Here is a 22,116-nt window from a genome sequence, read left to right on the forward strand (position 1 = left end):
AACGCTGCCGGCACGTCATCTCCGACTTCCCGCAGGGCCAGCCGCCGCACCGGCCGCAGCCGGACGATTCGCGGCGGCGCCCTGCCCCACGCACAAGGAATCCATCATGTCCACCTTGCTCAGCCACTACGATCTGCGCGGCCTGCCGCTTCCCAACCGTATCGTGATGGGCCCGATGACGCGTTCTCGCGCGCCGTCGCGCGGCCTGCCGACCGCGCTCATGACCGAGTACTACGCCCAGCGCGCGTCCGCCGGCCTGATCGTCACCGAAGCGACCAACGTCAGCCCGGCCTCCGCGGCATTCGAACTCACGCCGGGGCTCGTCACCGACGAGCAGGCGGCCGGCTGGAAGCAGGTCACCGACGCGGTCCATGCCAACGGCGGTCGCATCTTCGCGCAGCTGTGGCACGGCGGCCGGGTCAGTTCGCTGACGCTGCTCGGCGGCGCGGCGCCGCTGTCGCCATCCGGCGTCAACGACGATCTCGAACAGTTGCAGGTGTGGGCGCAGTTGCAGAACGGCTACTACACGAAGATTCATGCGACGCCGTCGCGCGCGATGACGACCGACGAGGTCGCCGCGACGGTCGAGGAATTCCGCCAGGCGGCGCTTCGGGCGAAGGCGGCCGGCTTCGACGGCGTCGAGATTCACGCGGCCAACGGCTACCTGCCGCACCAGTTCCTGTCGTCGACGCTGAACCGCCGCGACGACCGCTACGGCGGCTCGCTCGCGAACCGCGCGCGCTTCCTCGAGGAAATCGTCGACGCCGTCGGCGGCGTGCTGCCGCTCGATCGCGTGGGCGTGCGCATCTCGCCGTACGCGAAGTACAACAACGTGCGCGACGCGGATCCGGATGCGACCTACGCCTACGTCGGGCGCATGCTCGACGAAGCCGGCGTCGCCTACGTGCACGCGGCGGACACCAACGGCTGGAGCGGCGAGCCCGACCTGCCGCGCATCGTCGCCAACACGCGCGACGCGTACCGCGGCACGCTGATCGTCAACGGCGGCATCGCGCCGGACGCCGCGAATGCGCTGATCGATGCGGGCGATGCCGATCTCGTCGCGTTCGCGCGCGCATACATCGCGAACCCCGACCTCGTCGAGCGGATCGCGGCGAATGCGCCGCTCGCCGCACCGAAGACGGTCGGCTGGTACGGCGGCGACCGCGCGGGATACGTCGACTACGCGCGTCACGACGCGGCGGGCCTGACCGCCTGACCGTCAGCGCACTGCGCCGGCGGCAGCCTCCGCCGCCGCCGCGACCGGCCAGAACATCAGGATCGCGAAGAATGTGCTCAGGCGTCCTGCCAGCGCGAACCGAGCACACGGCCGCAGAAATTCGGCCGGCGAAAATCCGGATCGGCCCGATCGAGCACGTCCGCGCTCCACGTGCCGAACGTCGACGCCGGCCGATGCGCGACACCGCGCGCGAGCGCGTCGAGGAACGCATCGCCGAATCCTTCGCCGCGCGGGTAGGCGGCGAGCAGCGCGCGGCGCTCGTCCGCCGAATACGCGTCGAAGCCGGTTGCCATCAGGTCGGTCGACACGGCGAACGCCAGCGCCCGCGCGAGCGGCGACATGCGCGCGGCCACGCCGGGCGTCGTATGCAGCGCGATCGCGCACCACACCTCGTCGCGCACCTGCTGCGAAATCTGGTGGCGCGACAGGAACGCCTGCGCGGCATCGGCGCTGTCGATCTCGTAGCGTTCGGTCGAGCGGGAGTAGGCCGGGCTCAAGCCCATGTTCGCGTACATCGCGGCCACGTACAGCGCATCGGCATCGAGCGTCTCGCCGGCACGGCACGCGGCGAGCGACGCGAGGACGAACACCCGGCATGCATGATCGGCGATCACGCGCGGCAGCGACGCGCATGCGGCCTCGACGGCTTCGATCGTCATCGGCGTCCGGGGAATGCGAACGCCGGCAACTTCGTCGTCGGCCCGTGCACACGTGTGCGCAGCACTCATCTCGTCTCCTTCTGCCCGTTGCCGGGGCACAAAATTATCCATTCGCCGCGCGGTACGCACCGGCACCGCCATTCCGCCCGCCGACCCATGCCGTCCTAAAAGGCGGCACCGTGGCAGACCAATCCTTCGCACTGCTCGACGACCTCCCGCGCGGCCGCCTGCAGGCGCTGCGCGAAACGGCCCGCATGACCGCGCGCGGCGCGCGCATCCGGGTGGCCGTCGGCCGCCGCGCGCTTCGGCATCGCGGCCGTCCAGCCACGCCGCGCGAAGCCGCCGAACTCGACCACCGGCGACCACGCGGGGCTGACCGGCAGCGGCGGCGGCGCCAGCGTTTCGAACTCGTCGTCGGCGTGCACGACCTTGCCGTCGACGACCGTCAGCACCGACGCCAGCGACTTGATCTGCGACTCGTCGATCGTGAAATAGTCGTCCGTCAGCACCGCGAAATCCGCATACTGGCCCGGCACGAGCGCGCCCTTGCGATCGTCTTCGTTCGAGAACCACGCGCTGCCCACCGTGTAGCGGCGCAGCGCCTCCATGCGGCTGAGCCGGTTGCATTCGGGATAGAGCGCCGTGCCGCCGACGGTGCGCCCGGACACCATCCAGTACAGCGACAGGAACGGGTTGTAGCTCGCGATGCGCGTCGCATCGGTGCCCGCGCCGACCGGCAGCCCGGCCGCCAGCATCGCGCGGATCGGCGGCGTGCGCGCGGCCGCTTCTGCGCCGTAGCGCGCGATGAAATACTCGCCCTGGTACGCCATCCGGTGCTGAACGGTCACGCCGCCGCCCAGCGCGGCGATGCGCGCGATGTTCGCATCCGAGATCGTCTCGCAGTGGTCGAGGAACCAGCGCAGTCCGTCGAACGGCACCTCGCGGTGCACGGCTTCGAGCACGTTCAGGAAACGGCCGATCGACTCGTCGTACGTCGCGTGCAGCCGGAACGGCCAGCGGTGCCGCACCAGCAGCCGCACCACGGCGGCCAGTTCCGTCTCGAGCGCTTCCGGCAGATCGGGGCGCGGCTCGAGAAAATTGCCGAAATCGGCCGCGGAATACACGAGCAGTTCACCCGCGCCGTTCATGCGCAGGAACGCGTCGCCGTCGCCGGGTTTCGCCAGCGTCACCCACTGCGCGTAGTCGTCGATCTCGCTCCCGGCGTGCTGCACGAACAGGCTGTACGCGATGCGCACCGTCATTTCACCGCGCTGCGCGAGCGCCATGATCGCGCCGTAGTCGTCCGGATAGGACTGGAAATCGCCGCCGGCATCGATCGCGCTCGTCACGCCGAGGCGGTTCAGTTCGCGCATGAACTGCCGCATCGAATTCATCTGCTCCTCGTGGTCCAGTTTCGGGCCGCGCTCGAGCGCCGCATGCAGGACGCCCATGTCCGGGCGCGCGATCAGCATGCCGGTCGGCCTGCCGAGGCGATCGCGCTGGATCTCGCCGCCGGGCGGATCGCCCGTGTCGCGGCCGTAGCCGATCGCACGCAGCGCGGCCGCGTTCAGCAGCGCGCTGTCACCGAGGTGCAGGATGAAGACCGGCGTGTCGGGCGCGATCGCGTTGAGCTCGGCCACCGTCGGCCCGCGCTTTTCCGCGAACTGGAATTCGGTCCAGCCGCCGACCACGCGCACCCAGTGCGGCGCCGGCGTGCGCAGCACCTGGCGACGCAGCATGCACAGCGCGTCGGCGAGCGTCGGCACGCCGTCCCAGCGCAGTTCCAGGTTGAAGTTCAGGCCGCCGCGAATCGCGTGCAGGTGCGAATCGTTCAGCCCCGGGATCACGGTGCGGCCGTTCAGGTCGATGCGCAGCGTGCCGTCGCGCGCATGGCGCATCACGTCGTGCCCGCTGCCCGTTGCGAGAATCCGGCCGTCCTTGACCGCGAGCGCGGTCACGAACGACTGTCGCGCGTCCTGCGTCGCGATCTTGCCGTTGTATACGATGAGGTCCGCCGCTTCGGCGGATGCCGTCGTCTCGAGCACCGTCAGGCCCCCCCGTGTGCGCCGAAAGCCGGCATGCGGCCGCACGCGGCGTGCATCCGGTTTGACGATCCACCGACCATCCCTTCCTCCTTGAACATTGAACGATCGGCCCGCGCGCCGTCACGCCGCCGACTGCATCGCATCCGCCGCCTCGCGTCGCGCGCGCGTCGAGCCGGTCGACGCGCTGGTCTCCTGGCGAACGAAGTTCTGCAGACGCGCCAGCCGCCGGACGTCGAACGCGCGCGACTGCGGGTCGATCTGCCCCGACAGGTCGGCCACCAGCGACGATGCCTGCGCGATGCGCCCGCGCTCGATCAGGTGATCGGCCAGGTCCAGCGTGCCGCGCAGCGCCCACATCGCGGCGCCTTGCGCGTTCGCCGTCTGGATCGCCGTCAACAGATGATGCTGCCCGTCCGCTTCGCACGCGGCCGCGCGATCCGGATCGGCGGCGCGGGCCTGTTCGAGCGTCGCCAGCCCGCGCGCGCGCAGCAATTCGGGCACGAACAGATGCTCGCCGTGCGCGCGGCAGCGCGCGAGCGTCGCGTCGAGCTTCGTGCATGCGTCGGCCGCGCGGCCGGTGCGCGTGAGCCCTTCCGCGTAGGCGACGACCAGCGGCGCGAGCAGCCGCCGGAACCCGCTCGCTTCGATGCGCCGCAGCGCGGGCTCGAGCCGCGCGAGGCCGGCGCCCGGATGGCCTGCCTGCATGTCGAACCGCCCGGCGAGACATTCGGCATGGCTGCGCCAGATGTCGAAGCCGTTCGCGTCGGCGGTCGCGCGCAGCGTCGCGAGATAGTCGGAGATCGCATCGTGATCGCCGTAGCGCAACGCAATCGGCACGGCTGCGGCACCGAGCACGACGCACAACGCCAGCCCCGAGCCGCTGCGGCGCGCACATTCGACCGCCTGCGCCGACAGCCGCATCGCGTAATCCGGATCGCCCTGGATCCAGACGAGCCGCATCAGCATCGTCCGGCCGAGCGTCGCGACATCGATGCCCAGCGCGGTTTCGGCGCACGGCGGTTCACCGGCGTCGGCCAGCTCGGCCGTCGCCGCCTCGAGCCGCTCGCGCGCCTGCGCATGCTCGCCGAAGTAATGCAGCGAGGTCGCGACCATCGCACTCGCCAGCAGCCGTTGCGACGGGTCGCCCCGCCGCTGCGCGGCCCGCTCGAAGCGCGTCGCATAGCGCAGCGATTCATGAATGTCGGAGCGCGTCAGCATGGTGTTCCACAACCCGACCAGCGCGCGTGCGTCGAACGCGTCGTCGCCGACCCGGCCCGCGAGGCCGAGCGTCCTGTCCCACATCGCGGCGGCCGTGTGCGTATCGCCGTCGGTATGCAGCAGTGCAGCCGCATAGGCCGCGCGCAGGCACATCTCGCGCGCGGCGTCGACAGCCTCCGGCGCGCCGGCGTCGAGCGCGTCGAGTGCGTCGAGTGCGCGTCGCGCGGGTAGCGAACATTCGCGCATGCGCGCTGGATCGAGCAACGCCTGCGCCAGCCCGTCGATTTCCGCGGCCTGCGGCCCGGCCGCCGCGCGTTCGCGAAGCGGCGCCACATCTGCGTCGGGACGCAGGCCCGCGGCGTGCGCGGGCTGTGCCTGGGCCAGTATTCGCGCTTCCGCCTGCTCGTGTTCGTAACGCGCATGACGTGCGGCGACCGCGTCGAATTCGCCTTCGTTGTGCAGTTTCTCGAGCGCGTACGCGCGGGTCGATTCGGTCAGCCGGTAGCGCGCCTGCGCGCCGTTGAATTCGACGGCGACCAGCGACTTCGCAACCAGCTCGCCGAGCAGCGCGACCATCTCGGCGGCCGGCATGCCCGGGTCCATCGCGACGTCGCGCGCGGCATCGAACGTAAACGGGCCGATGAAGCAGGCCATGCGGCGAAACAGCGACCGGGCGGCCGCGTCCAGCAGCACGTAGCTCCAGTCGAACGTGGCCCGCAACGTCTGGTGGCGCGGCAAGGCCGACCGCAGCCCGCCCGTCAGCAGGTTCAGCCTGTCGTCGAGACGCGCCGCGACGACCTCGAGCCCGAGCGTCGCCACGCGCGCGGCCGCGAGCTCGATGGCGAGCGGCAACCCGTCGAGGCGCCGGCAGATATCGCCGATCAACCTAAGGCCGGCCGCATCGACCACGCAATCGGGCGTGGCGGCGCGAATCCGCGCCAAAAACAGCTCGACGGCGGAATGGCGCACGATCTCGTCGACGGATGCGCGCCCGTCCGGCACCGCCAGCGGGCTCACGCGAAACACTGCTTCGACCGAAATATGAAGCGGCTCGCGACTCGTCACGAGCACGCGCAGCGCCGCGCTGTGCGACGTCAGCGTTTCGACCAGGTCGGCCACCAGATCGACGACGTGCTCCGCGTTGTCGAGCACGAGCAGGCCGCGCGACGCGGCGAATGCATCGCCGATCCGCTCGACGGCCGGCACGCCGTCCGCGTCGAGCCCGAGTTCGGTGGCAATCGCGCGCAGCACGTCGTCGCGCGTCGTCGCACACGCCAGTTCGACGAACAGCACGCGCTCGCCCGAGCGCGCGCGCAATTCATGCGCGACGCGCGCGGCGAGGCTCGTCTTGCCGATGCCGCCCGCGCCGACGAGCGTGACGACCGGCACCCGTTCGAGCATGTCGACGATCTGCCCGATCTCGGTTTGACGCCCGACGAGCGGCACCGGATGGGAGGTTGCTTCGGTTTCGTGCGCCACGTCGGGCGCGGGCGGCGCCACGGTGTGCGCGACCGGCGGATGCGCGATCAGCAGGTAGCCTCGGCCCGGCACGGTCTTGATCAGGTCGCGGTTCGGGCCCAGCGCCTTGCGCAGCGTCGCGACGTGCACCTGCAGCCGGTTCTCCTCGACGATCAGGCCCGGCCATACCGCGTCCATGATGTCGTCCTTCGACACGAGGGATCCGTTCGCGCGATGCAGTACTTCCAGTATGTCGAGCGCGCGCGCGCCAATCCGCAGCGACGCGCCGTGATGGCGAATGTCGCGCTGCTCGAAATCCACCGACAAATTCCCGATCTGGATCATGGCCGCCTCCAGGTTCCCCACGATGACCGCCATGTGAACGCACGGTTCACCGGGGCGGAAGCCCGCACCGGGCCTGCGCGGCACGCGGGGCACGAAATGTCAAAAAGTGGGCCGAGTCTAAACGCCGCATAAAGAAAAATCTTGAATGAAAATGCACTCGCGCCCGCCGCGACGGCACGCGGCTGGCACCCGTGCGGCGGGAACCCGAATGGGGCAGTATCATTCGGCCCACGGTCTCCGCAGGCCGTTCGCGCGACGGCGAAATCGTTCGCGTGCTGGCACAATGAACCGGCCCGGCCGGCGCATTTTTCATCAGCAAGCGGACATTTATTCAAGTTACAGTGGGCCTGTCGGGCGCGCCGTATAAACTGCGCGCAAGAATGCTCGCGCGCCGTACCCCTCGAAGGACGCTCCAACATGTCAGATGCCCTCGTCGCGCCCGCCGCGGCGCCACCGAAAGACACGCTCGGATGCATGTCGAGCCTGCTTTCCAAGGATATTGAAAGGTCGGCCGGCGGCCTGACGCTCCATCGCAAATGCATGCGCGACGAACAATTCGAGCGCATCGAGATGGCCGCCAGCGATCGCGGCTTCCTGATCGGCGTATCGCTGAACGGCGGGCATCGGCGCACGATCTATGGCGGCACGGGCAAATCCGAGCGACGGTTTCAGCACAACTCCATCTACATTCGCGACTTTTCCCGGAATTTCCGCGCCGACCTGTACGGCAAGTTCGACTTCATGCTGATCGAGCTGTCGCACAGCTACCTCGACCGTCTCGGCCGCGAGCACGACGGCACCGAAATCGCCGGCCTGACCTGCGCGCCCGACGTGCAGGACGCGGTGCTCGGCCACCTCGCGCACGCGGTCGCCGACAGCCTCGACGTGCCGGGCGCGCTGAACACGCTGTTCGTCGAGCAGATGGGCGTCGCGATCGGCACGCATCTTGCGTGCCAGTACGGCAGTGCGCATGCGCGCGACCTGCAGCGCAAGGGCCTGCTGTCGCCGGCCAAGACGGCGCTCGCCAAGGAACTGCTGATGGAGAAGGCGAACCTCGGCGTATCGATCGAGGAAGTCGCGAACGAATGCGATCTGTCGCGCGGATATTTCATCCGCGCGTTCTCGCGCACGACGGGGCGCACGCCGCATCAATGGCTGCTGGAGCAGCGCGTGATGCGCGCCCGCGAGCTGATCGAGACGACCGACATGACGCTCGCGGAAATCGCGGCCGCGTGCGGCTTCGCCGACCAGAGTCACCTGAACCGCCTCTTCGCGCGCATCGTCGGCCATCCGCCCGGCGCGTGGCGGCGCGGCATATCGCGCTGACGCCGTCGGCCGACCCGGCGGCCGACCCGCCCAAGGCAACCAGGCCGACACACCATGCGGCGAGCATGCATGGCGCCGGAGCGCAACGCGCGCATGCGCCGATTCAGTGTGTTCATGTCCGAGTTCCACGGTTGCGTGTCGACGTCGCGCGGCGCCTGCCACTCCGGCAGACGAAATGCGCGCGACATGGAGCGTACCGTTCGGTTTCGCAATAATCCTGAGCCGAATATGAAACGTTCTGAAAATCGACGCGCCGCGGCTGCGGGCCGGATTCATACGACCGGATGATGCGCGCGATGCGCGGCGAGCAACGCATCGCGAAACACGGCGGCCGGCTGCGCGCCGCTGACGACCGTGGATCCGATCCGCGTCGACGGCACCGACGCGACGCCTGCGCGCACCGCATCGGCCTCGAGCGCGATCACCGCATCGAGCCCTTCGTCAGAGGCGAGGAACGCCCGCACCGCGTCGCCGGGCAGACCGGCACCCGCCGCAAGCTCCACCAGCACGTCCGCATCGCCGATGTCGCGGCCGTCGCGGAAGTACGCGGCGAACAGCGCATCGACGAGCGCGGCCGCGCCGCCGCGCTGCTGCGCGAACCAGACGAGCCGGTGCGCGAGCCGGGTGTTCGGCGTGCGCGCGATCCGCGCATGATCGAACACGAGGCCCGCCGCGCGGCCGGCGTCGGCCACCTGCGCGTCGAGTGCCTGCGAGCGCGCCCAGCTGCCGAACTTCGCGCTGCGGTACGCCTTGCGGTCCATGCCCGCGGCCGGCATCGTCGGGTTCAGTTCGAACGGCACGAACCGGACCTTCACGTCGCCGGCGAGCCCGGCTTCGTCGATCGCCTCCGCGAGCCTGCGCTCGGCGATCCAGCACCACGGGCAGATGAGGTCGTAGGTGATCGTGACTTCGACGGAATTCATTGCGCTCTCCTGTTGATTGCAGTCTCGAAGATAGCGCTTGCCGACCGGCGATAGAATGCGAGCGGCACGCAACGCATCGTTGCGGCATGCACAAAGGCAACGACATGGACAAATTCTCCGCGCTGCGCGCGTTCGTCGAAGTAGCGGAAGCCGGCGGCTTCTCGAGCGCGGGGCGGCGTCTCGATCTCGCGGCCTCGTCGGTGGTGCGCGCGGTGGATGCGCTCGAGGCATCGCTCGGCACCGTGCTGCTGAACCGCACGACGCGCCAGGTCACGCTGTCCGATGCCGGCTCCGTGTACTACGCGCGGGCCAAGCGGCTGCTGGAGGAACTCGCGGAAGCCGACGCGCTCGTCTCCGATCGCGGCGACGAACCGTCCGGACCGCTGCGCGTGTCGGTGCCCGTCGCGTACGGCGTGCGCCGCATCGCGCCGCACATCGGGGCCTTCCTCGCGCGCTACCCGAAGCTCGACCTCGACCTGCAGCTCACCGACGAACGCGTCGATCTCGTCGCCGGCCGGATCGACGTCGCGATCCGGCTCGGCGAGGCGGCGCCGTCCGCGGAGGTCGTCGCGCGGCAGCTCGGCACCTTCCAGCGCTTCGTCGTCGCGAGCCACGACTACCTCGATGCGCACGGTGCGCCGGGTAGCCCGGCCGAACTGGTCGACCATCAATGCCTGCGCTTTCACTTCGGCGGCGACCAGCAGGCGTGGTCGTTCGCCGATGCGCACGGCACGACGAAAGTGCTGGTCGCCGGACGGCTGAAGTCGAACCACAGCGAAGTGTTGCGCGATGCCGCGCTCGACGGCGCCGGCATCGCGCTGCTGCCCGACTGGCTGGTCGACGGCGACGTCCAGTCGGGCCGTCTGCGCAGGCTGTTCGAAGCGTACGACGTCATGCCCGATGCGGCGCGCTCGGTCGTCACCGCGCTGTATCTGCCGAATCAGCGCGGCTCGAAGCGCGTCACGGCGTTCATCGACTTCGTCGAGACGCTCGCCGGCGCGCAGCACTGAGCCGCTCGGCGCGCCGCGTCACCAGCCGAACTTCGCCTCCACGCCGACATAGTCGGCATTGCGCGCGCCCAGCGCGCGAATCGAATCGGCGAGCTGGAAGTGCACCGCCTCGACCGCCAGCGCCGTGTTCGCGTTGACGAGCCAGTCCACGCGGGCCTGCGCGTACATGCCGGTCCACGCGCCGCCCTTGCCGGCCGTGCCGGGCACGGCCTGCATCCCTTGCCCGTAGATCGCGTCGGCCGTCGTCGCGCGCCACTGGAAGCCGACCGCGGTCAGCACCGTCACGTTGCCGGCCGGCTTGAACGTCAGCGACGGCTTCACGTGAATCAGGTTGCTGTAGCCCGTGTAGCCGGCCAGCGTGAAGTAATAGCCGTTCGGGAACAGCGGGTTGAAGGTGCCCATGCGTCCGTCGCCGGGATGCTTGTCGCCCGACGCGCCGTCGACCTGGATGCCGATGCGCGGCGTGCCCGGCGTCTTCGCGAACGTGTAGCCGCCCAGCGCGCCGAACGCCCATGCACCGATCGTGTCCTGGCCGATGTGCCCGGTCTGCAGCATTGCTTCGGCATCCCAATCGAATCCGGAGGACTTGCCCGCGTAGCGCATGTCGAACACGTCGCGCCGCTCGGTGCCGGCCCCCGCGACGTAGCGCGCGTTGTCGCGCGTATAACGCGACCAGTAGCCCGACAGTTCGCCCGGCCCCACCGCGTTGTGCTCGATCCGCACGCCGTCGAATCTGAGGTGCCGGTTCGACACGTCGTCGAACACCGCGTCGTTGCGATACTGCACGGGGCGCGTCACATAGCCGATCAGCCGCCAGTTGCCGACTTCATAATCCGCCCACAGCGCGTCGAACGCCTGGCGCACGTTGGGCCCGTCGCGCACCGACACGAACCGCTGCAAGTCGTACGCCATTTCCTGCCGGCCGACGCGCGCCTTGAACGTGCCGCCGCCCAACTGGTCGACGTACGCGACGAACGCCTGCTCGATGTCGAGCTGATCCTTGTCGACCGGGCCGACCGTGTCCTTGCCGTACGGCCGCGCATCGACGAACTGGACGAACGCCTGGAAATGCCCGGCATAGCGCAGATCCGCGTGCACCGTCGCGCGCTGGATCACGTAGTTGTCGTCGTGGGCGGCGCCGAGCCCGAACAGCGGCGCGTTGTTCAGCTCGAAGCGCTCGCGCAGGTTCGCGCCGAGCGACAGGTAAGTCGACGGGTCGCCGCCCAGCGGGATGTACTTCAGCCCGTCGAGCGGCTTGCGCGGCACGCACGGATTCGCGAGCACCGACCAGTCTTCCTGCCAGCGGTTGAACAGCACCGCGGGACGCTTCGCGGTGCACGTCGCGGCGGCGGTCGAGGCCGGCGCCGCGGTTTCCTCGGCGCCGGCCGCCGTCCCGGCGTACGTCGCGACGCCGCCCGCCAGCACGGCGGCCGGCAACACGCCCCGCCACGTCCGCCTCATCGACCGCCGTTCCATCACTTCGACCGCGCGTGGATCTCGGCGACGTAGCCGCCCGGGAACTGCACGAGCGCCGCATCGCGCCCGTCCGACGTGAAGGTCGGCACCAGCACCGTCACGCCGGCGGCCTTCGCCTTCTCCAGCGTGGCCGCAAGGTCCGCCACTTCGTAGCCCGTCATTTCGCGCCCGAACGGATAAGGCAGATGGCCGTCGGTGGCCAGCACGGTCATCTTGCCGAAGCCCGACTCGATGCGGATGCGGCGGTACGTGTCGTTCGGCCGGCCGATCTCGATGCCCGGCGCCTTGCGCACGTCGGACACGACCTTGCCGCGCGAGAACGCGACGAAGTCGTGCACCAGCTTGCTCGCGCTTTCCGGCGACACGTACACGCGGTTTTCCGGCACGGTCTGCAGCGGATCGTAGTGCGGCGCCTGGGTGTGCCAGTACAGCTGCATGTTCACGCCGCCCGGCCAGCGGATGATCGCGTCGCGGCCGATCGGATCGGGGAACGTGTCGACGACCACGTCCGCGCCGTGCGCGCGCGCCGACTTCATCGCGACGTCCATGTCGGTGACGAGGTAGCCGGTGCGCTCCTCGCAGAACGGATACGGGATCGGCGTCTTGAAGCCGAACACCGAGATCGTGCCCGACGGCGTGAACACGAGCTGCGACATCGTCTGGCTCGGCGTCGGCGTGACCTGGAACACGCCCTGCTGCGACTTCTTGCCGCCGAACGTGGCGACGAAGCTGTCGGTGAAGCGGTCGAAGTCTTCCGGCGCGACGCACACGTGCGTCGTGTCGTATTGCGGGCCGACCGAGACGGCCGGCACCTTCGCCGACGAGGTCTCGAGCAGACGCGTCTCGTCCGCGTGGGCCGGCGCGGTCGCCAGCAATGCGCCGAGCACGGCCGTCGACGCGGCCGTCATCCGCAATACCTGTCGCAACTTCAGTGCAATCATCGAAATTCTCCTTGAAAGTGGCAAGCGCTGCCGTGCGGCGCGCGTGGATTCAGCGTGATGCCGGCCCGTCGTCGGGCCGGCCGGATCGATAGGCGAGGAAGCACAAGGTCGCGAGCGGCAGCGCCAGCGCCCAGAAGGCGGCGAATACGTACGCGGCAGCCCCCGCGCCCGCGCCGATCGCGAAGGCCGCGACCGGCGGCAGCGTGCGCCGCAGCCGTACGCGCGCGGCGTCGCGTTCGGCCGGCGCGGCAAGCGGCACGAGCCAGTCGAACGCGTCGATCACCGCCTGCGTGACGTTGCCCGTCATCACCGTGTTGGCGACGACCGAGCGGGCCGTCAGCCGGCCGTGCGCGTTCTGGACACCCATTGCCGCGGCGCCGAGCAGACCGCACAGGATCGTGCGCGGCGCATCGGCGTCGGCGATCGGCGACGCCATCACGCCGGCCAGCATGAACCCGGCCAGCAGCACGGCCTGAAGCGCATAGAGCGAACGCGCGCGCGGGCCGTGGCCCAGCGAACGCATCCGGTGGTCGAGCACGCGCGCGCCGACGATGCCGGCGATGAAGGCCGGAAACGCGAGCCATTTGATCGCGAGCCCTTGCCCGACGCCGGCCAGCCCCGAGCCGATCAGGATGAAGTTGCCGGTGACGTGCGCGGTAAACAGGCCGAACAGCGCGACGAAGCCGAGCGTGTCGACGTAGCCGGCGATCGACGCGAGAAACACGTCCTCGCCGCGCACGTGATCGGGCGCCGCGGCCGCGGTTACCGTCGGCATGACTCGGCCTCCTGGATGGCGACGGTGGCGCCGGCGCACGCGATGCGTGCGTCCGGCGAGATCAGATCACGCATGTTCCGCTCCGGTTGTGCCGAACGGCCCGGCGGTGCCGACTGGCGTCCGGTCCAAACGGCTGTTCGGAAGCAAGACTAGTTAAGGCGCGTCTTAATGTCATGGCGATGGGCCTGAATTTTCCTGAACAGGACGCCCGGACGCCCGGCCGGATGGCGCGCTCGACGTGACGCGAGGCGCTTGCGCGACGGGTCCCGCATCGCATCGACAGGCATGCCGCGAGCGGTCCTCGCGGTCCGATCGTGTTATTTTTCGATCGATAGCTTAAGCGCGCACGCGATCAGGAGCCGATGCATGACCGAAAGAAAACGCAGCACGCCAGCCCGCGAGCGCGGGACGGACGCCGAAGGCAACGCCGTCACGCCGGGCCGGCGCCTCGCGCCGGAAGCGCGCGAGCGGCAGATCGTCGAGAAGGCGATCGAGCACTTCGCGACGCACGGCTTTTCCGGCAGCACGCGCGAGCTCGCGCGGCAGATCGGCGTCACCCAGCCGCTGCTGTACCGGTATTTCCCGAGCAAGGAAGCGCTGATCGATCGCGTGTACGACGAGGTCTACACGTGGAGCCCCGACTGGGAAAAAATGATCGCGGATCGCACGGTCCCGCTGCAGGAGCGGCTCGTCGCGTTCTACCGCGCGTACGCGCAAACCATCCTGCGGCGCGAATGGATCCGCACCTTCATCTTCGCGGGGCTCAGCCGCGAGGGCTTCAACACGCGCTATCTGTCGCGGCTGCGCGAACGCGTGTTCCTGCCGGTGCTGCGCGAGCTGCGTCACGAATACGACATCGCCACGCCGGCGACGGAGGCCCAGCGCAACGCGGAAATCGAGCTCGTCTGGAGCCTGCACGCGAGCATCTTCTATTTCGGCGTTCGCAAGTGGGTCTACGGGCTGCCGGTGCCCGACGATCTCGACACCGAAATCGAACGGCTGGTCGACGCATTTCTCCACGGCACGCCTGCTACGCTGAAGCAACTCGCGTCCGGCGCGAGCGCGCGGCGACGCCGCCGCGTGTAGCGCGGCCCCGCGCGCCGCCCGACGAATTCAGAACAATTCAACCGGCGTGCCGGTCGCTTCGCCTATCCTCGAAAGGCATTTGCGCCCGCGTCCGGGCGCGTGCGGCCGGACCGCATGGTGACCGTCACATGACCGCCGACGCCGGCAGCGGGCCGGCCGTCGGCCAAGACACGCGCAACATGGCGCGCGAAGAACAGCCGGCGCGCGTGAACGCGTTGCCGGCGTGTTTCCTGAAGCACTGGGAAGGTTGAGTCGCCGCGCGCGACAAATCAGCGAGGGAAGGGAATCATGAGCGACGTTTCGGGGCCGTCGGCGATCGTCATCGGCGGATCGGTGGGCGGGCTGTTCACGGCGACCGCGCTGCGCGCGGCCGGATGGCGCGTCAAGGTATTCGAGCAATCGCCGAACGACCTCGACAGCCGCGGCGGCGGCATCGTGCTGCAACCGCCGATCGAGCGCGCGTTCGCATTCGGCGGCGTGCCGGTGCCGCGCGATGCGGGCGTCGATTCGGTCGACCGGATCTATCTCGACGAGCACGACCGGATCGTGCAGCGCCTTTACATGCCGCAAACGCAGACCGCGTGGAACGTGATCTACACCGCGCTGAAGCGTGCGCTGCCCGCCGGCGTCGTGCGCGCCGGCGTATCGTTCGAGCGGTTCGAACAGGACGGCGCGCGCGTGATTGCGCATTTCGCGGACGGCCGCGTCGAGCATGCCGACCTGCTGGTCGGCGCGGACGGCGGCCGCTCGGCCGTGCGCGCCCAGCTGCTGCCCGACGCGCGGCCCGCGTATGCGGGCTACGTCGCATGGCGCGGGCTCGTCGACGAGCACACGCTTCCCGACACGGTGTTGCGGGTGCTGCGCGATCGGTTCACGTTCCAGCAAGGCAACGCGCATCTGTTCCTGACTTACCTGGTGCCCGGCCGCGACGGCGCGATCGAGCCGGGCAAGCGGCGCGTGAACTGGGTCTGGTACCGGCGGCTCGAGCAGGATCGCGTGCCGTCGCTGTTTCTCGCGCACGACGGCACGCAGCGCGACGGCTCACTGCCGCCCGGCGCGATGCGCGACGACAACCGGCTCGAACTCGTGGACGCCGGCCGCCGGTTGCTCGCGCCGACGCTCGCCGCGCTCGTCGACGCGACCCGGGCACCGTTCGCGCAGGCGATCCTCGATCTCGCGGTCGAGCGCATGGCGTTCGGCCGCGCGGTGCTGCTCGGCGACGCGGCCTGCCTCGTGCGACCGCATACGGCTGCCGGGGTCGCGAAGGCGGCGGAGAACGCGGTCGGTCTTGCCGAAGCGCTGCGCGGCGGCGTGCACGCAAGCGCATTCGACGCCGCGCTGTCGCGCTGGGAAGCCGCCCAGCTCGCGACCAATGCTTCGCTGTCCGAACTCGGCATCTCGCTCGGCACGCGGATCATGAGACGGGTGTGATCGGCGGCAGAATACGGCCGCGCTTACAGACTCGCCGACGACGGCGTGAACGTGATCGTCAGCTTGTTGCGATACTTTCCGGGGTGCTTCGACACCGACTGGAATTCGGGCGTCGCCAATGTCAGCGGCGTCGGCATGCAGACGACCGGAACCGAAATGCCGGGCAGCGAGACCGTCCGCCCCGCGCTGTTGTTCACACCCTGAAGCCGAACAGTCTCATTGTTCGGCAGCACGATTTTCTTGCCGGCATACGTGAGACTCGCGTTGTAATCGATGCGCGACGCATATGCGCCGCTCTTGTCCGACTCCAGCAGCACGGAATAGCTGCCCTTATCGCGCCGGTCAATCGTGAGGCCGTCGCTCGCGGTAACGTCAAACCATGTGCTCTGCGAGTTGTAACCGTCGTACAGGCACATGTCGACGTTGGACGTGCCGCTCAGCCGGCTGCCGTTCGGCAGCGCGCGCAGCTTGAGGTCGACGACGGGCGTCGCATTCGCAAACTCCGGCAGGTAGACCTGGATGTTGTTCTTGTCGGTGACGTTCAGCTTGATTGACGCCGTGAACGTGGCGATCTTCGGATCGACTCCCCCGACGTCCCACTGTCTCAGATTCAATCGAAGGTTCGCCGTCCAGAATCCGCCCGTGGGGATTTTCTTGAGTTCTTCAGCGGGGATCGTGACAGAAAGCGCCCTTCCGTCCCAGGTGATTGTGGTGGAACAATCCTTTACGTAGGCGCTTGCAGCGACCTGGATGGGCACTGGCGAGATTGAAACGATTTCGGAGACAGCTTTGCCGCTGCAATCAAGGTGGCGAGTGTGATGGTTCGCTCCGCGAAGATTCAGCTCCGCCGTGGCGCCGGTCTTTTTTTCCCTGAACTTCAGCTTGATAGCGGTCGACTCTCCCGACGCAAACCATACAGGGGCGGTCGGACAAGCGCCGGTAGCTGAATCGGTAGCGGACTCGCATGTCCACGAATTTCGTCCCCATTTTGGGGCGTCGTTCGTATCGTAGCCGCCTGATGCCTTGTCGAAGATCTTTACCGCCGCCTGCGCCGTCCCTCGATCCAGCGTGGCGTCCACCGTATCATTGCGGTCCGCTGGCGCCTGGAGCGCCGCCGATGCATCGACCGGGATCGCCCCTGCCGCAGCGGCGAGCACAACGGCTCGCCAGTGAAATTTGTTCGCTCGTGTCATTTGAATCGCAGTCTCCTCGTGTCCGGGGTGTCCGTCAGCGCCCCTGCGCGACGGCCACTACCGTGGCTGCACTTCATGCGACGAGAAGCAATGCATCGCGCGCTTGCTCCTCGAAAAGCGATGCCGTTTCAGCGGCACCTCGATCATCGAAGCGGATCAACGTCCAACATGACGCAGGAGGATCAGTCCGCCCGCACCGACGACATTAGACAGCGCTGCTGCGGCAACTTCTGCACGCGCGCCTGTCAGGCACGCCCGCCAGCGAAACGATCGGGTTTAGCCACCCGATGCAGAGCCTTGCGTGACGATCACGCTGACGACGCCCCGGTAGTTGCCGGAAGCCGCGACGGTCTCGACAGTCTTCTGAGCGACCGACAACGGCAGCACGTTCGAACCCTGCACCAGTTCACCCGGGAACGGATCGGCTGCCTTCAGCGTCGCCGTGGGCGCAGAGCGCACTAGAGACTCGCCGACGACGGCGTAAACGTGATCGTCAGCTTGTTGCTGTACTTGCCCGGACGCTTCCACACCGACTGGAATTCCGGCGTCTCGAGTGTCAGCGGCGTCGGCGTGCAGACGACCGGCACCGAAATGCCCGGCAGCGATACCGAGCGACCCGCGCTGTTGTTCACACCTTGAAGTCGCACCGTCTCGTTGTTCGGCAGCACGATTTTCTTGCCCGCGTACGTCAGGCTCACGTTGTAATCGATGCGCGATTCGTACGCGCCGCTCTTGTCCTTATCGAGCAGCACCGAATACTGGCCCTTGTCGCGGCGATCGACCGTGAGACCGTCGCTCGCCGACACGTCGAACCACGTGCTCTGCGAGTTGTAGCCGTCGTACAGGCACATGTCGACGTTCGACGTGCCCGACATCCGGCTGCCGTTCGGCAGCTTGCGCAGCTTGAGGTCCACGGTGGGTGTCGCGCTCGTGAATTCCGGCAGATAGACCTGGATGTTGTTCTTGTCGGTCACGTCCAGCCTGATTGATGCCTTGAACGTGGCGATCTTCGGGTTGACTCCCCCGACGTCCCACTGTCGCAGGTTCAACTGAAGGTTCGCCTTCCAGGTTCCGCCGGACGGGAGCTTCTTCAGTTCCGCGGAGGGAATCTTGACGAAGAGCTTGCGACCGTCCCAGCCTATGGTGTTGCAAATGCCCACGGTAGCGGCCTGCGCCATCTCGATCGGCTCTCTGGAGATCGACACGACTTCGGGACCAGGGTTGCCGCTGCAATCCAAGTGACGGCTATACCCATTTTGTCCATGCAGATTCAGTACGGCCGTGGCGCCGGTTGTTTCTTCCTTGAAGGAAAGCCGGATCGAGGTCGAATCGCCCTCCACGATCCAAATCGGCTCGGTCGCGCACGCACCGGTCGCCGTGTCGGTAGACGACTGGCACGTCCACGAATTTCGCCCCCACTTCATGTAGTTGGTCGTGTCGTAGCCGCCCGACGCGCCGTTGAATACCACGACGTCCGCCGTCGGCGCGCCGCGATCCAGCGTGGCTCCCACAGTATCGTTGCGATTGGCGGGCGCCTCGGAGGCCGCCGACGCATCGAGCGAGATTGCGCCCAGCATGGCCGCCAAGACGATTTCCCAATAGCGAATTCGATTGATCAGAAGCATTTGAGTAGCTGTTTCCTTATCGTTTCGGCAAAGCAAGCGGCAGCGTGAGGTGCCTGCCGGCACAGGTCGTGCGCGTCATTGCTCCGCGTCGGTCACGCCTGTCGTCCGCGCCCGCATCGACATCACATAGCGATGCTCCAGCAGCTTGCGCACGCGGGCCTGCTTGCGCAGCGATTCCGGCAGTGCATCCGGCCCGGCCACTTCGCACCGCACCTTGCCCACCATCATCAGCACGTCCTGCTTGCGCTTCACGTGCAGCGGGCATCGCATCAGCGTCGGCCCGTCCACGACGAACAGTTCGCTTTCCTTATGGTCGAGTTCGGCAATGAATCCGCCCTGACTGTCGATCAACGGCATCGCGCCGTTGAGAATCACGCTGTCCGACAGCGGCATGCCACCCTTCGAGAAGGCCTGGCCGACGTACGTGTACGTCACCTTTGCGTCGACGTTGCGCAGCGCGAGCTGCCCCGGCACCATGAACAGCGTGCGCTTGCCGAGCCCCTCGGTCACGCTCGTCGCACCCGCGGACGCATGCGCGCCCGCGTCGTTCACTTCGGTCGTCACCGGCGTGAAGGCCGACACCGGCAACAGCGCGCGCTGCCCGAAACCCACCTTGATCCGCGCGCTCGAATCGCTGCGCACCTCGGCTGCCATGCCGCTCGCATCGTCGCGCTTGCCGACCCTGACGGCGAACCCCGCCAGCGGATCCGACTGCGACGCGGATGCGCCGAGGAACACGCCCTGGCGCGCCACCGCGAACGACGACGAATAGCTCGCCGTCACCGACGGATTATTGCCGCCGCTGTCACGGCTGTAGCTGTTCGCGACCGACGCGGCGACGTCGCCGTAGCGCCCCTTCCAGCGGCCCTGCACGGTGCCGGTCAGGCTGTCGGTGCCGTAGCCCGACACGCCGAGCGCGACTTCCCGGTAGGCGTCGCCCTGCCAGTTCCAGTTGCGGTCGAGCGTGTAGTTCGTCGTCGTGCTGTTGCGATCCGCGCGAACGTCGACACCCGCCGACGTGTAAGCGGACGCGCGCCCGGGCTGCCTCGCGGGTTCGGCCATCGACAGCGTCACACCGACGTAGCCGCCGTACTCGCTGCGGGCACCGGTGTTGCGGTTGGCGTACGCGCCGACGCGCAGGTTCGTGCTGACCTTGCGCCATGTGAAGGATCGCGACAGCGACGCCTGGAGCGCACGCGACACCTGATCGCCCTCACGGAAGACAGGCGTCGCCCACGGACGGTCCGATGTGTCGGGCTGCCAGTTCCGCGACCGCCCGACGCTCTTGTTGTACGTATAGCCGAGCATTGCCGACCAGTTGCCCATCGGAAACGACACGGTCGCATTCAGCATGTCGTAGCAGCCGATGTCGCGATATGACACGGCCGGACCATTGCATGCCGCGCCGCGCATCTGGTAACGGTACACGCTCCACGACACGCCGTCGGCGAACGAAATCTGCTGGGTGTTGCCGCGCGAGCCGTCGTTCCCGACGAAGAACGAACCGCCGGCCGAGAGCACGCCGAGCGGGAACGCATGGCGCCACTCCAGCGCCGTTTCGTTGTACACGTGCCGGCCGACGCTCGCGATACCGCTCGTCAGTGCCATTTCACGCAACAGCGGAATCCGCACGCCGGCTGCCGCCGCCATGCCGTCCGGCGCGTCCCGGTCGGACGGGCGGCCGGCCTGCGCGAACCATTGTCGCGTGCGCGAATTGACACCGCCGCCCGTCTTCGTGAACGGCGTCGTTTGCGTGCGCACCTGCACGCCGTTCTCGAACACGCGCAGCGTCAGCGGATACGTGCCTTCCGGAAAGCGGGACGTATCGAGCGCATTGACGCCGGCCTTCATGTAGAACGTGCCCAGCAGCTCCTGGCCGCGGTACGCGTCGATACGCGAATCGCGCGGTAGCAGCAGCGTGACCGGCGTGCCCTGCTGCGCGACTTCCGGATTCACATAAGCCAGCGTCGTGCCGACGCGCACGCCGTCGAGCGTGCCGACCGGCAGCATCGTGAACCCGAAGTTGCCGCCGAGCGCGCTCGCGAGGTTGCGGTTGTCCATCCGGCCGGCCTGCGCGTAATGCTCGGCGCCGAGATCGTGGCGGTAGTAGAGATCCTGAAGCTGGACGTGGCTGTCCGATCCTCGCGAATAGCCCGTATGGGTGAAATTCCAGTTCCCGCCGATGAAACTCTTCGGCGTGATGCCGAGCGCGCCCGTGCCCGACACGGACAGGCTCTTGTAGCCGCGCCCACCCGACAGGTTGATCGTCTGCTGATGGATCAACGCGTTTTCGGTCATCGGCGACGGCTCGCGAAACCGCTGGTCACGCTCTTCGGTGCTCAGCCAGTCGCGCGACAGGAACAGCTCGATGTTGCCTTCGCTTTCGTCGTAGATCACGGCCGCGCTGTCGGTGTCGACATATCCACAGCCGTTCACGCCAGCCGACCCCGCGCAGGCGAGATTGCCGTTGCGCGCCATCGACTTGGACAGCGCGTCGCCGATCGTCGACACGTCGGTCGCCGGGTTCACGTGCGAGCCGAGCGCCTGCAACAGGCCTGCGGGATCCTCGAAACGGACCGTGTCCGGTGTCACATACACGCGGAACAAGCCGAGCGGCTTGCCCAGAAAGTTGACGTTGATGCGTTCGTCGTGCCCCGTCATGATGTCCTCGAAGCCCGGCGGCACGGATGAAGCAGCCTGCGCGACGGACACGATGTCCGTCACACACAGAGCGCTCAGACATGCGACAACGGTTTTCTTGAGGTCGAATGGAATCATGCGGGAGATTGAATGTTTTTTGGAGGAGTACTACAAAAAACAGGGCGCGCCGTTCAGGCGCGCCCATCGATACAGCCGGGGAGCTTAGCTACCCGACGCCGCGCTCTGCGTAACGATCACGCTGACGAGGCCCTGGTAGCTGCCGGACGCCGTGACGGCTGCGACGGTCTTCTGACCGATCGACAGCGGCAGCACGTTCGAACCTTGTGCCAGTTCGCCGGGGAAGAGTTCTGCCGTCTTCAGCGTCGCCGCCGTGGTGGTCAGCTCGGTTTCACCCAGCTTGACCGACAGCGGAATTTCCGCCGCGCCCGGGCTCGTCTGGTTCTTCAGCGACGGAACAGTCGCGAGGCGGATCTGCAGATCCTTCGCCTTGTCGTTCGTGAAGATCTTCGTGTTCACTACGGCTGCCTGAAGACCCGTACCCGGCAGATATTGCATCTGCATGGTGGTCGGCAGTGCCGAGCCGTCCGCCGACAGCATTTCGAGCGTCGTGTCGACGTTGGCCGTGACGGTGATGTCCTTCTGAACGGCGTAAGCCGACATCGACATCAGGGCTGCGGCAGCGATCGGAACATATTTCAGCATGG

18 protein-coding genes are annotated in these 22,116 nt (G+C 68.0%); 6 read left to right on the forward strand and 12 right to left on the reverse strand.

Annotated features, from left to right (window positions below; genetic code table 11):
* Positions 1 to 106: 106 nt before the first annotated feature.
* Positions 107 to 1,219, forward strand: coding sequence for an alkene reductase (locus WS46_RS09045; RefSeq protein WP_059690261.1), 1,113 nt, complete (start codon positions 107 to 109; stop codon positions 1,217 to 1,219).
* Positions 1,220 to 1,296: 77 nt separating this feature from the next.
* Here the strand turns inward: WS46_RS09045 and WS46_RS09050 are convergent, their stop codons facing one another.
* The 3 genes from WS46_RS09050 to WS46_RS09060 all read right to left on the reverse strand — a co-directional run bounded on the left by WS46_RS09050 (position 1,297) and on the right by WS46_RS09060 (position 6,965).
* Complete coding sequence (locus tag WS46_RS09050; protein WP_059690262.1) at positions 1,297 to 1,968, reverse strand: hypothetical protein; 672 nt, start codon at positions 1,966 to 1,968, stop codon at positions 1,297 to 1,299.
* Between the two features lie 95 nt (positions 1,969 to 2,063).
* Positions 2,064 to 3,944, reverse strand: a complete 1,881-nt coding sequence (locus WS46_RS09055) for an amidohydrolase (protein WP_059690263.1) — start codon at positions 3,942 to 3,944, stop codon at positions 2,064 to 2,066.
* Between the two features lie 120 nt (positions 3,945 to 4,064).
* Entirely contained in the window at positions 4,065 to 6,965 is a 2,901-nt protein-coding gene (locus tag WS46_RS09060; RefSeq protein WP_059690293.1) for a winged helix-turn-helix domain-containing protein, read from the reverse strand.
* Between the two features lie 417 nt (positions 6,966 to 7,382).
* On the opposite strand from WS46_RS09060, the gene WS46_RS09065 reads away from it, so the two are divergent.
* Positions 7,383 to 8,291 (forward strand): AraC family transcriptional regulator, encoded by a 909-nt coding sequence (locus WS46_RS09065; protein WP_059534419.1) that lies wholly within the window; start codon positions 7,383 to 7,385, stop codon positions 8,289 to 8,291.
* Positions 8,292 to 8,563: 272 nt separating this feature from the next.
* Here the strand turns inward: WS46_RS09065 and WS46_RS09070 are convergent, their stop codons facing one another.
* On the reverse strand, positions 8,564 to 9,214 hold the full coding sequence (locus WS46_RS09070) for a DsbA family oxidoreductase (protein WP_059690264.1): 651 nt from the start codon (positions 9,212 to 9,214) through the stop codon (positions 8,564 to 8,566).
* Between the two features lie 104 nt (positions 9,215 to 9,318).
* Between WS46_RS09070 and WS46_RS09075 the strand changes: the two genes are divergently transcribed.
* Positions 9,319 to 10,224, forward strand: a complete 906-nt coding sequence (locus tag WS46_RS09075; protein WP_059534422.1) for a LysR family transcriptional regulator — start codon at positions 9,319 to 9,321, stop codon at positions 10,222 to 10,224.
* Between the two features lie 18 nt (positions 10,225 to 10,242).
* Here WS46_RS09075 and WS46_RS09080 read toward each other — a convergent pair whose 3' ends face one another.
* The 3 genes from WS46_RS09080 to WS46_RS09090 are packed head-to-tail and all read right to left on the reverse strand — an operon-like array spanning position 10,243 to position 13,416.
* A complete protein-coding gene (locus WS46_RS09080) occupies positions 10,243 to 11,685 on the reverse strand; it encodes an alginate export family protein (RefSeq protein WP_059690294.1) in 1,443 nt (480 codons plus the stop codon).
* Positions 11,686 to 11,699: 14 nt separating this feature from the next.
* Positions 11,700 to 12,641 carry a hypothetical protein gene (locus WS46_RS09085; RefSeq protein WP_059534424.1) on the reverse strand — a complete coding sequence of 314 codons (942 nt, stop codon included), beginning with the start codon at positions 12,639 to 12,641 and terminating at the stop codon, positions 11,700 to 11,702.
* 49 nt (positions 12,642 to 12,690) lie between these two features.
* Positions 12,691 to 13,416 carry a YoaK family protein gene (locus WS46_RS09090; RefSeq protein WP_059534426.1) on the reverse strand — a complete coding sequence of 242 codons (726 nt, stop codon included), beginning with the start codon at positions 13,414 to 13,416 and terminating at the stop codon, positions 12,691 to 12,693.
* 366 nt (positions 13,417 to 13,782) lie between these two features.
* On the opposite strand from WS46_RS09090, the gene WS46_RS09095 reads away from it, so the two are divergent.
* The 3 genes from WS46_RS09095 to WS46_RS09100 all read left to right on the forward strand — a co-directional run bounded on the left by WS46_RS09095 (position 13,783) and on the right by WS46_RS09100 (position 15,933).
* Positions 13,783 to 14,502: a TetR/AcrR family transcriptional regulator gene (locus WS46_RS09095; protein WP_059690265.1), complete on the forward strand. Its 720-nt coding sequence runs from the start codon at positions 13,783 to 13,785 to the stop codon at positions 14,500 to 14,502.
* Positions 14,503 to 14,630: 128 nt separating this feature from the next.
* Positions 14,631 to 14,753, forward strand: coding sequence for a hypothetical protein (locus tag WS46_RS36395; RefSeq protein ID WP_257129940.1), 123 nt, complete (start codon positions 14,631 to 14,633; stop codon positions 14,751 to 14,753).
* Between the two features lie 37 nt (positions 14,754 to 14,790).
* Positions 14,791 to 15,933 carry an FAD binding domain-containing protein gene (locus WS46_RS09100; protein WP_059690266.1) on the forward strand — a complete coding sequence of 381 codons (1,143 nt, stop codon included), beginning with the start codon at positions 14,791 to 14,793 and terminating at the stop codon, positions 15,931 to 15,933.
* A 23-nt stretch (positions 15,934 to 15,956) separates the two neighbouring features.
* On the opposite strand, the gene WS46_RS09105 is transcribed toward WS46_RS09100, so the two are convergent.
* The 5 genes from WS46_RS09105 to cblA form a co-directional block, all read right to left on the reverse strand.
* Positions 15,957 to 17,126 (reverse strand): CfaE/CblD family pilus tip adhesin, encoded by a 1,170-nt coding sequence (locus tag WS46_RS09105; protein ID WP_059690267.1) that lies wholly within the window; start codon positions 17,124 to 17,126, stop codon positions 15,957 to 15,959.
* Positions 17,127 to 17,402: 276 nt separating this feature from the next.
* A complete protein-coding gene (locus WS46_RS36400) occupies positions 17,403 to 17,585 on the reverse strand; it encodes a CS1 type fimbrial major subunit (protein ID WP_059690268.1) in 183 nt (60 codons plus the stop codon).
* Positions 17,585 to 18,751, reverse strand: coding sequence for a CfaE/CblD family pilus tip adhesin (locus WS46_RS09115; protein ID WP_059690269.1), 1,167 nt, complete (start codon positions 18,749 to 18,751; stop codon positions 17,585 to 17,587). The genes WS46_RS36400 and WS46_RS09115 overlap by 1 nt, the downstream gene beginning before the upstream one ends.
* Positions 18,752 to 18,826: 75 nt before the next feature.
* Positions 18,827 to 21,529, reverse strand: a complete 2,703-nt coding sequence (gene cblC / locus WS46_RS09120; protein ID WP_059690270.1) for a cable pilus usher protein CblC — start codon at positions 21,527 to 21,529, stop codon at positions 18,827 to 18,829.
* Between the two features lie 84 nt (positions 21,530 to 21,613).
* Positions 21,614 to 22,114: a cable pilus major pilin CblA gene (cblA, locus tag WS46_RS09125; RefSeq protein WP_059447391.1), complete on the reverse strand. Its 501-nt coding sequence runs from the start codon at positions 22,112 to 22,114 to the stop codon at positions 21,614 to 21,616.
* Positions 22,115 to 22,116: the final 2 nt, after the last annotated feature.

It is taken from the genome of Burkholderia sp. RF4-BP95 (assembly GCF_001521985.1).
GTDB lineage: Bacteria > Pseudomonadota > Gammaproteobacteria > Burkholderiales > Burkholderiaceae > Burkholderia > Burkholderia diffusa.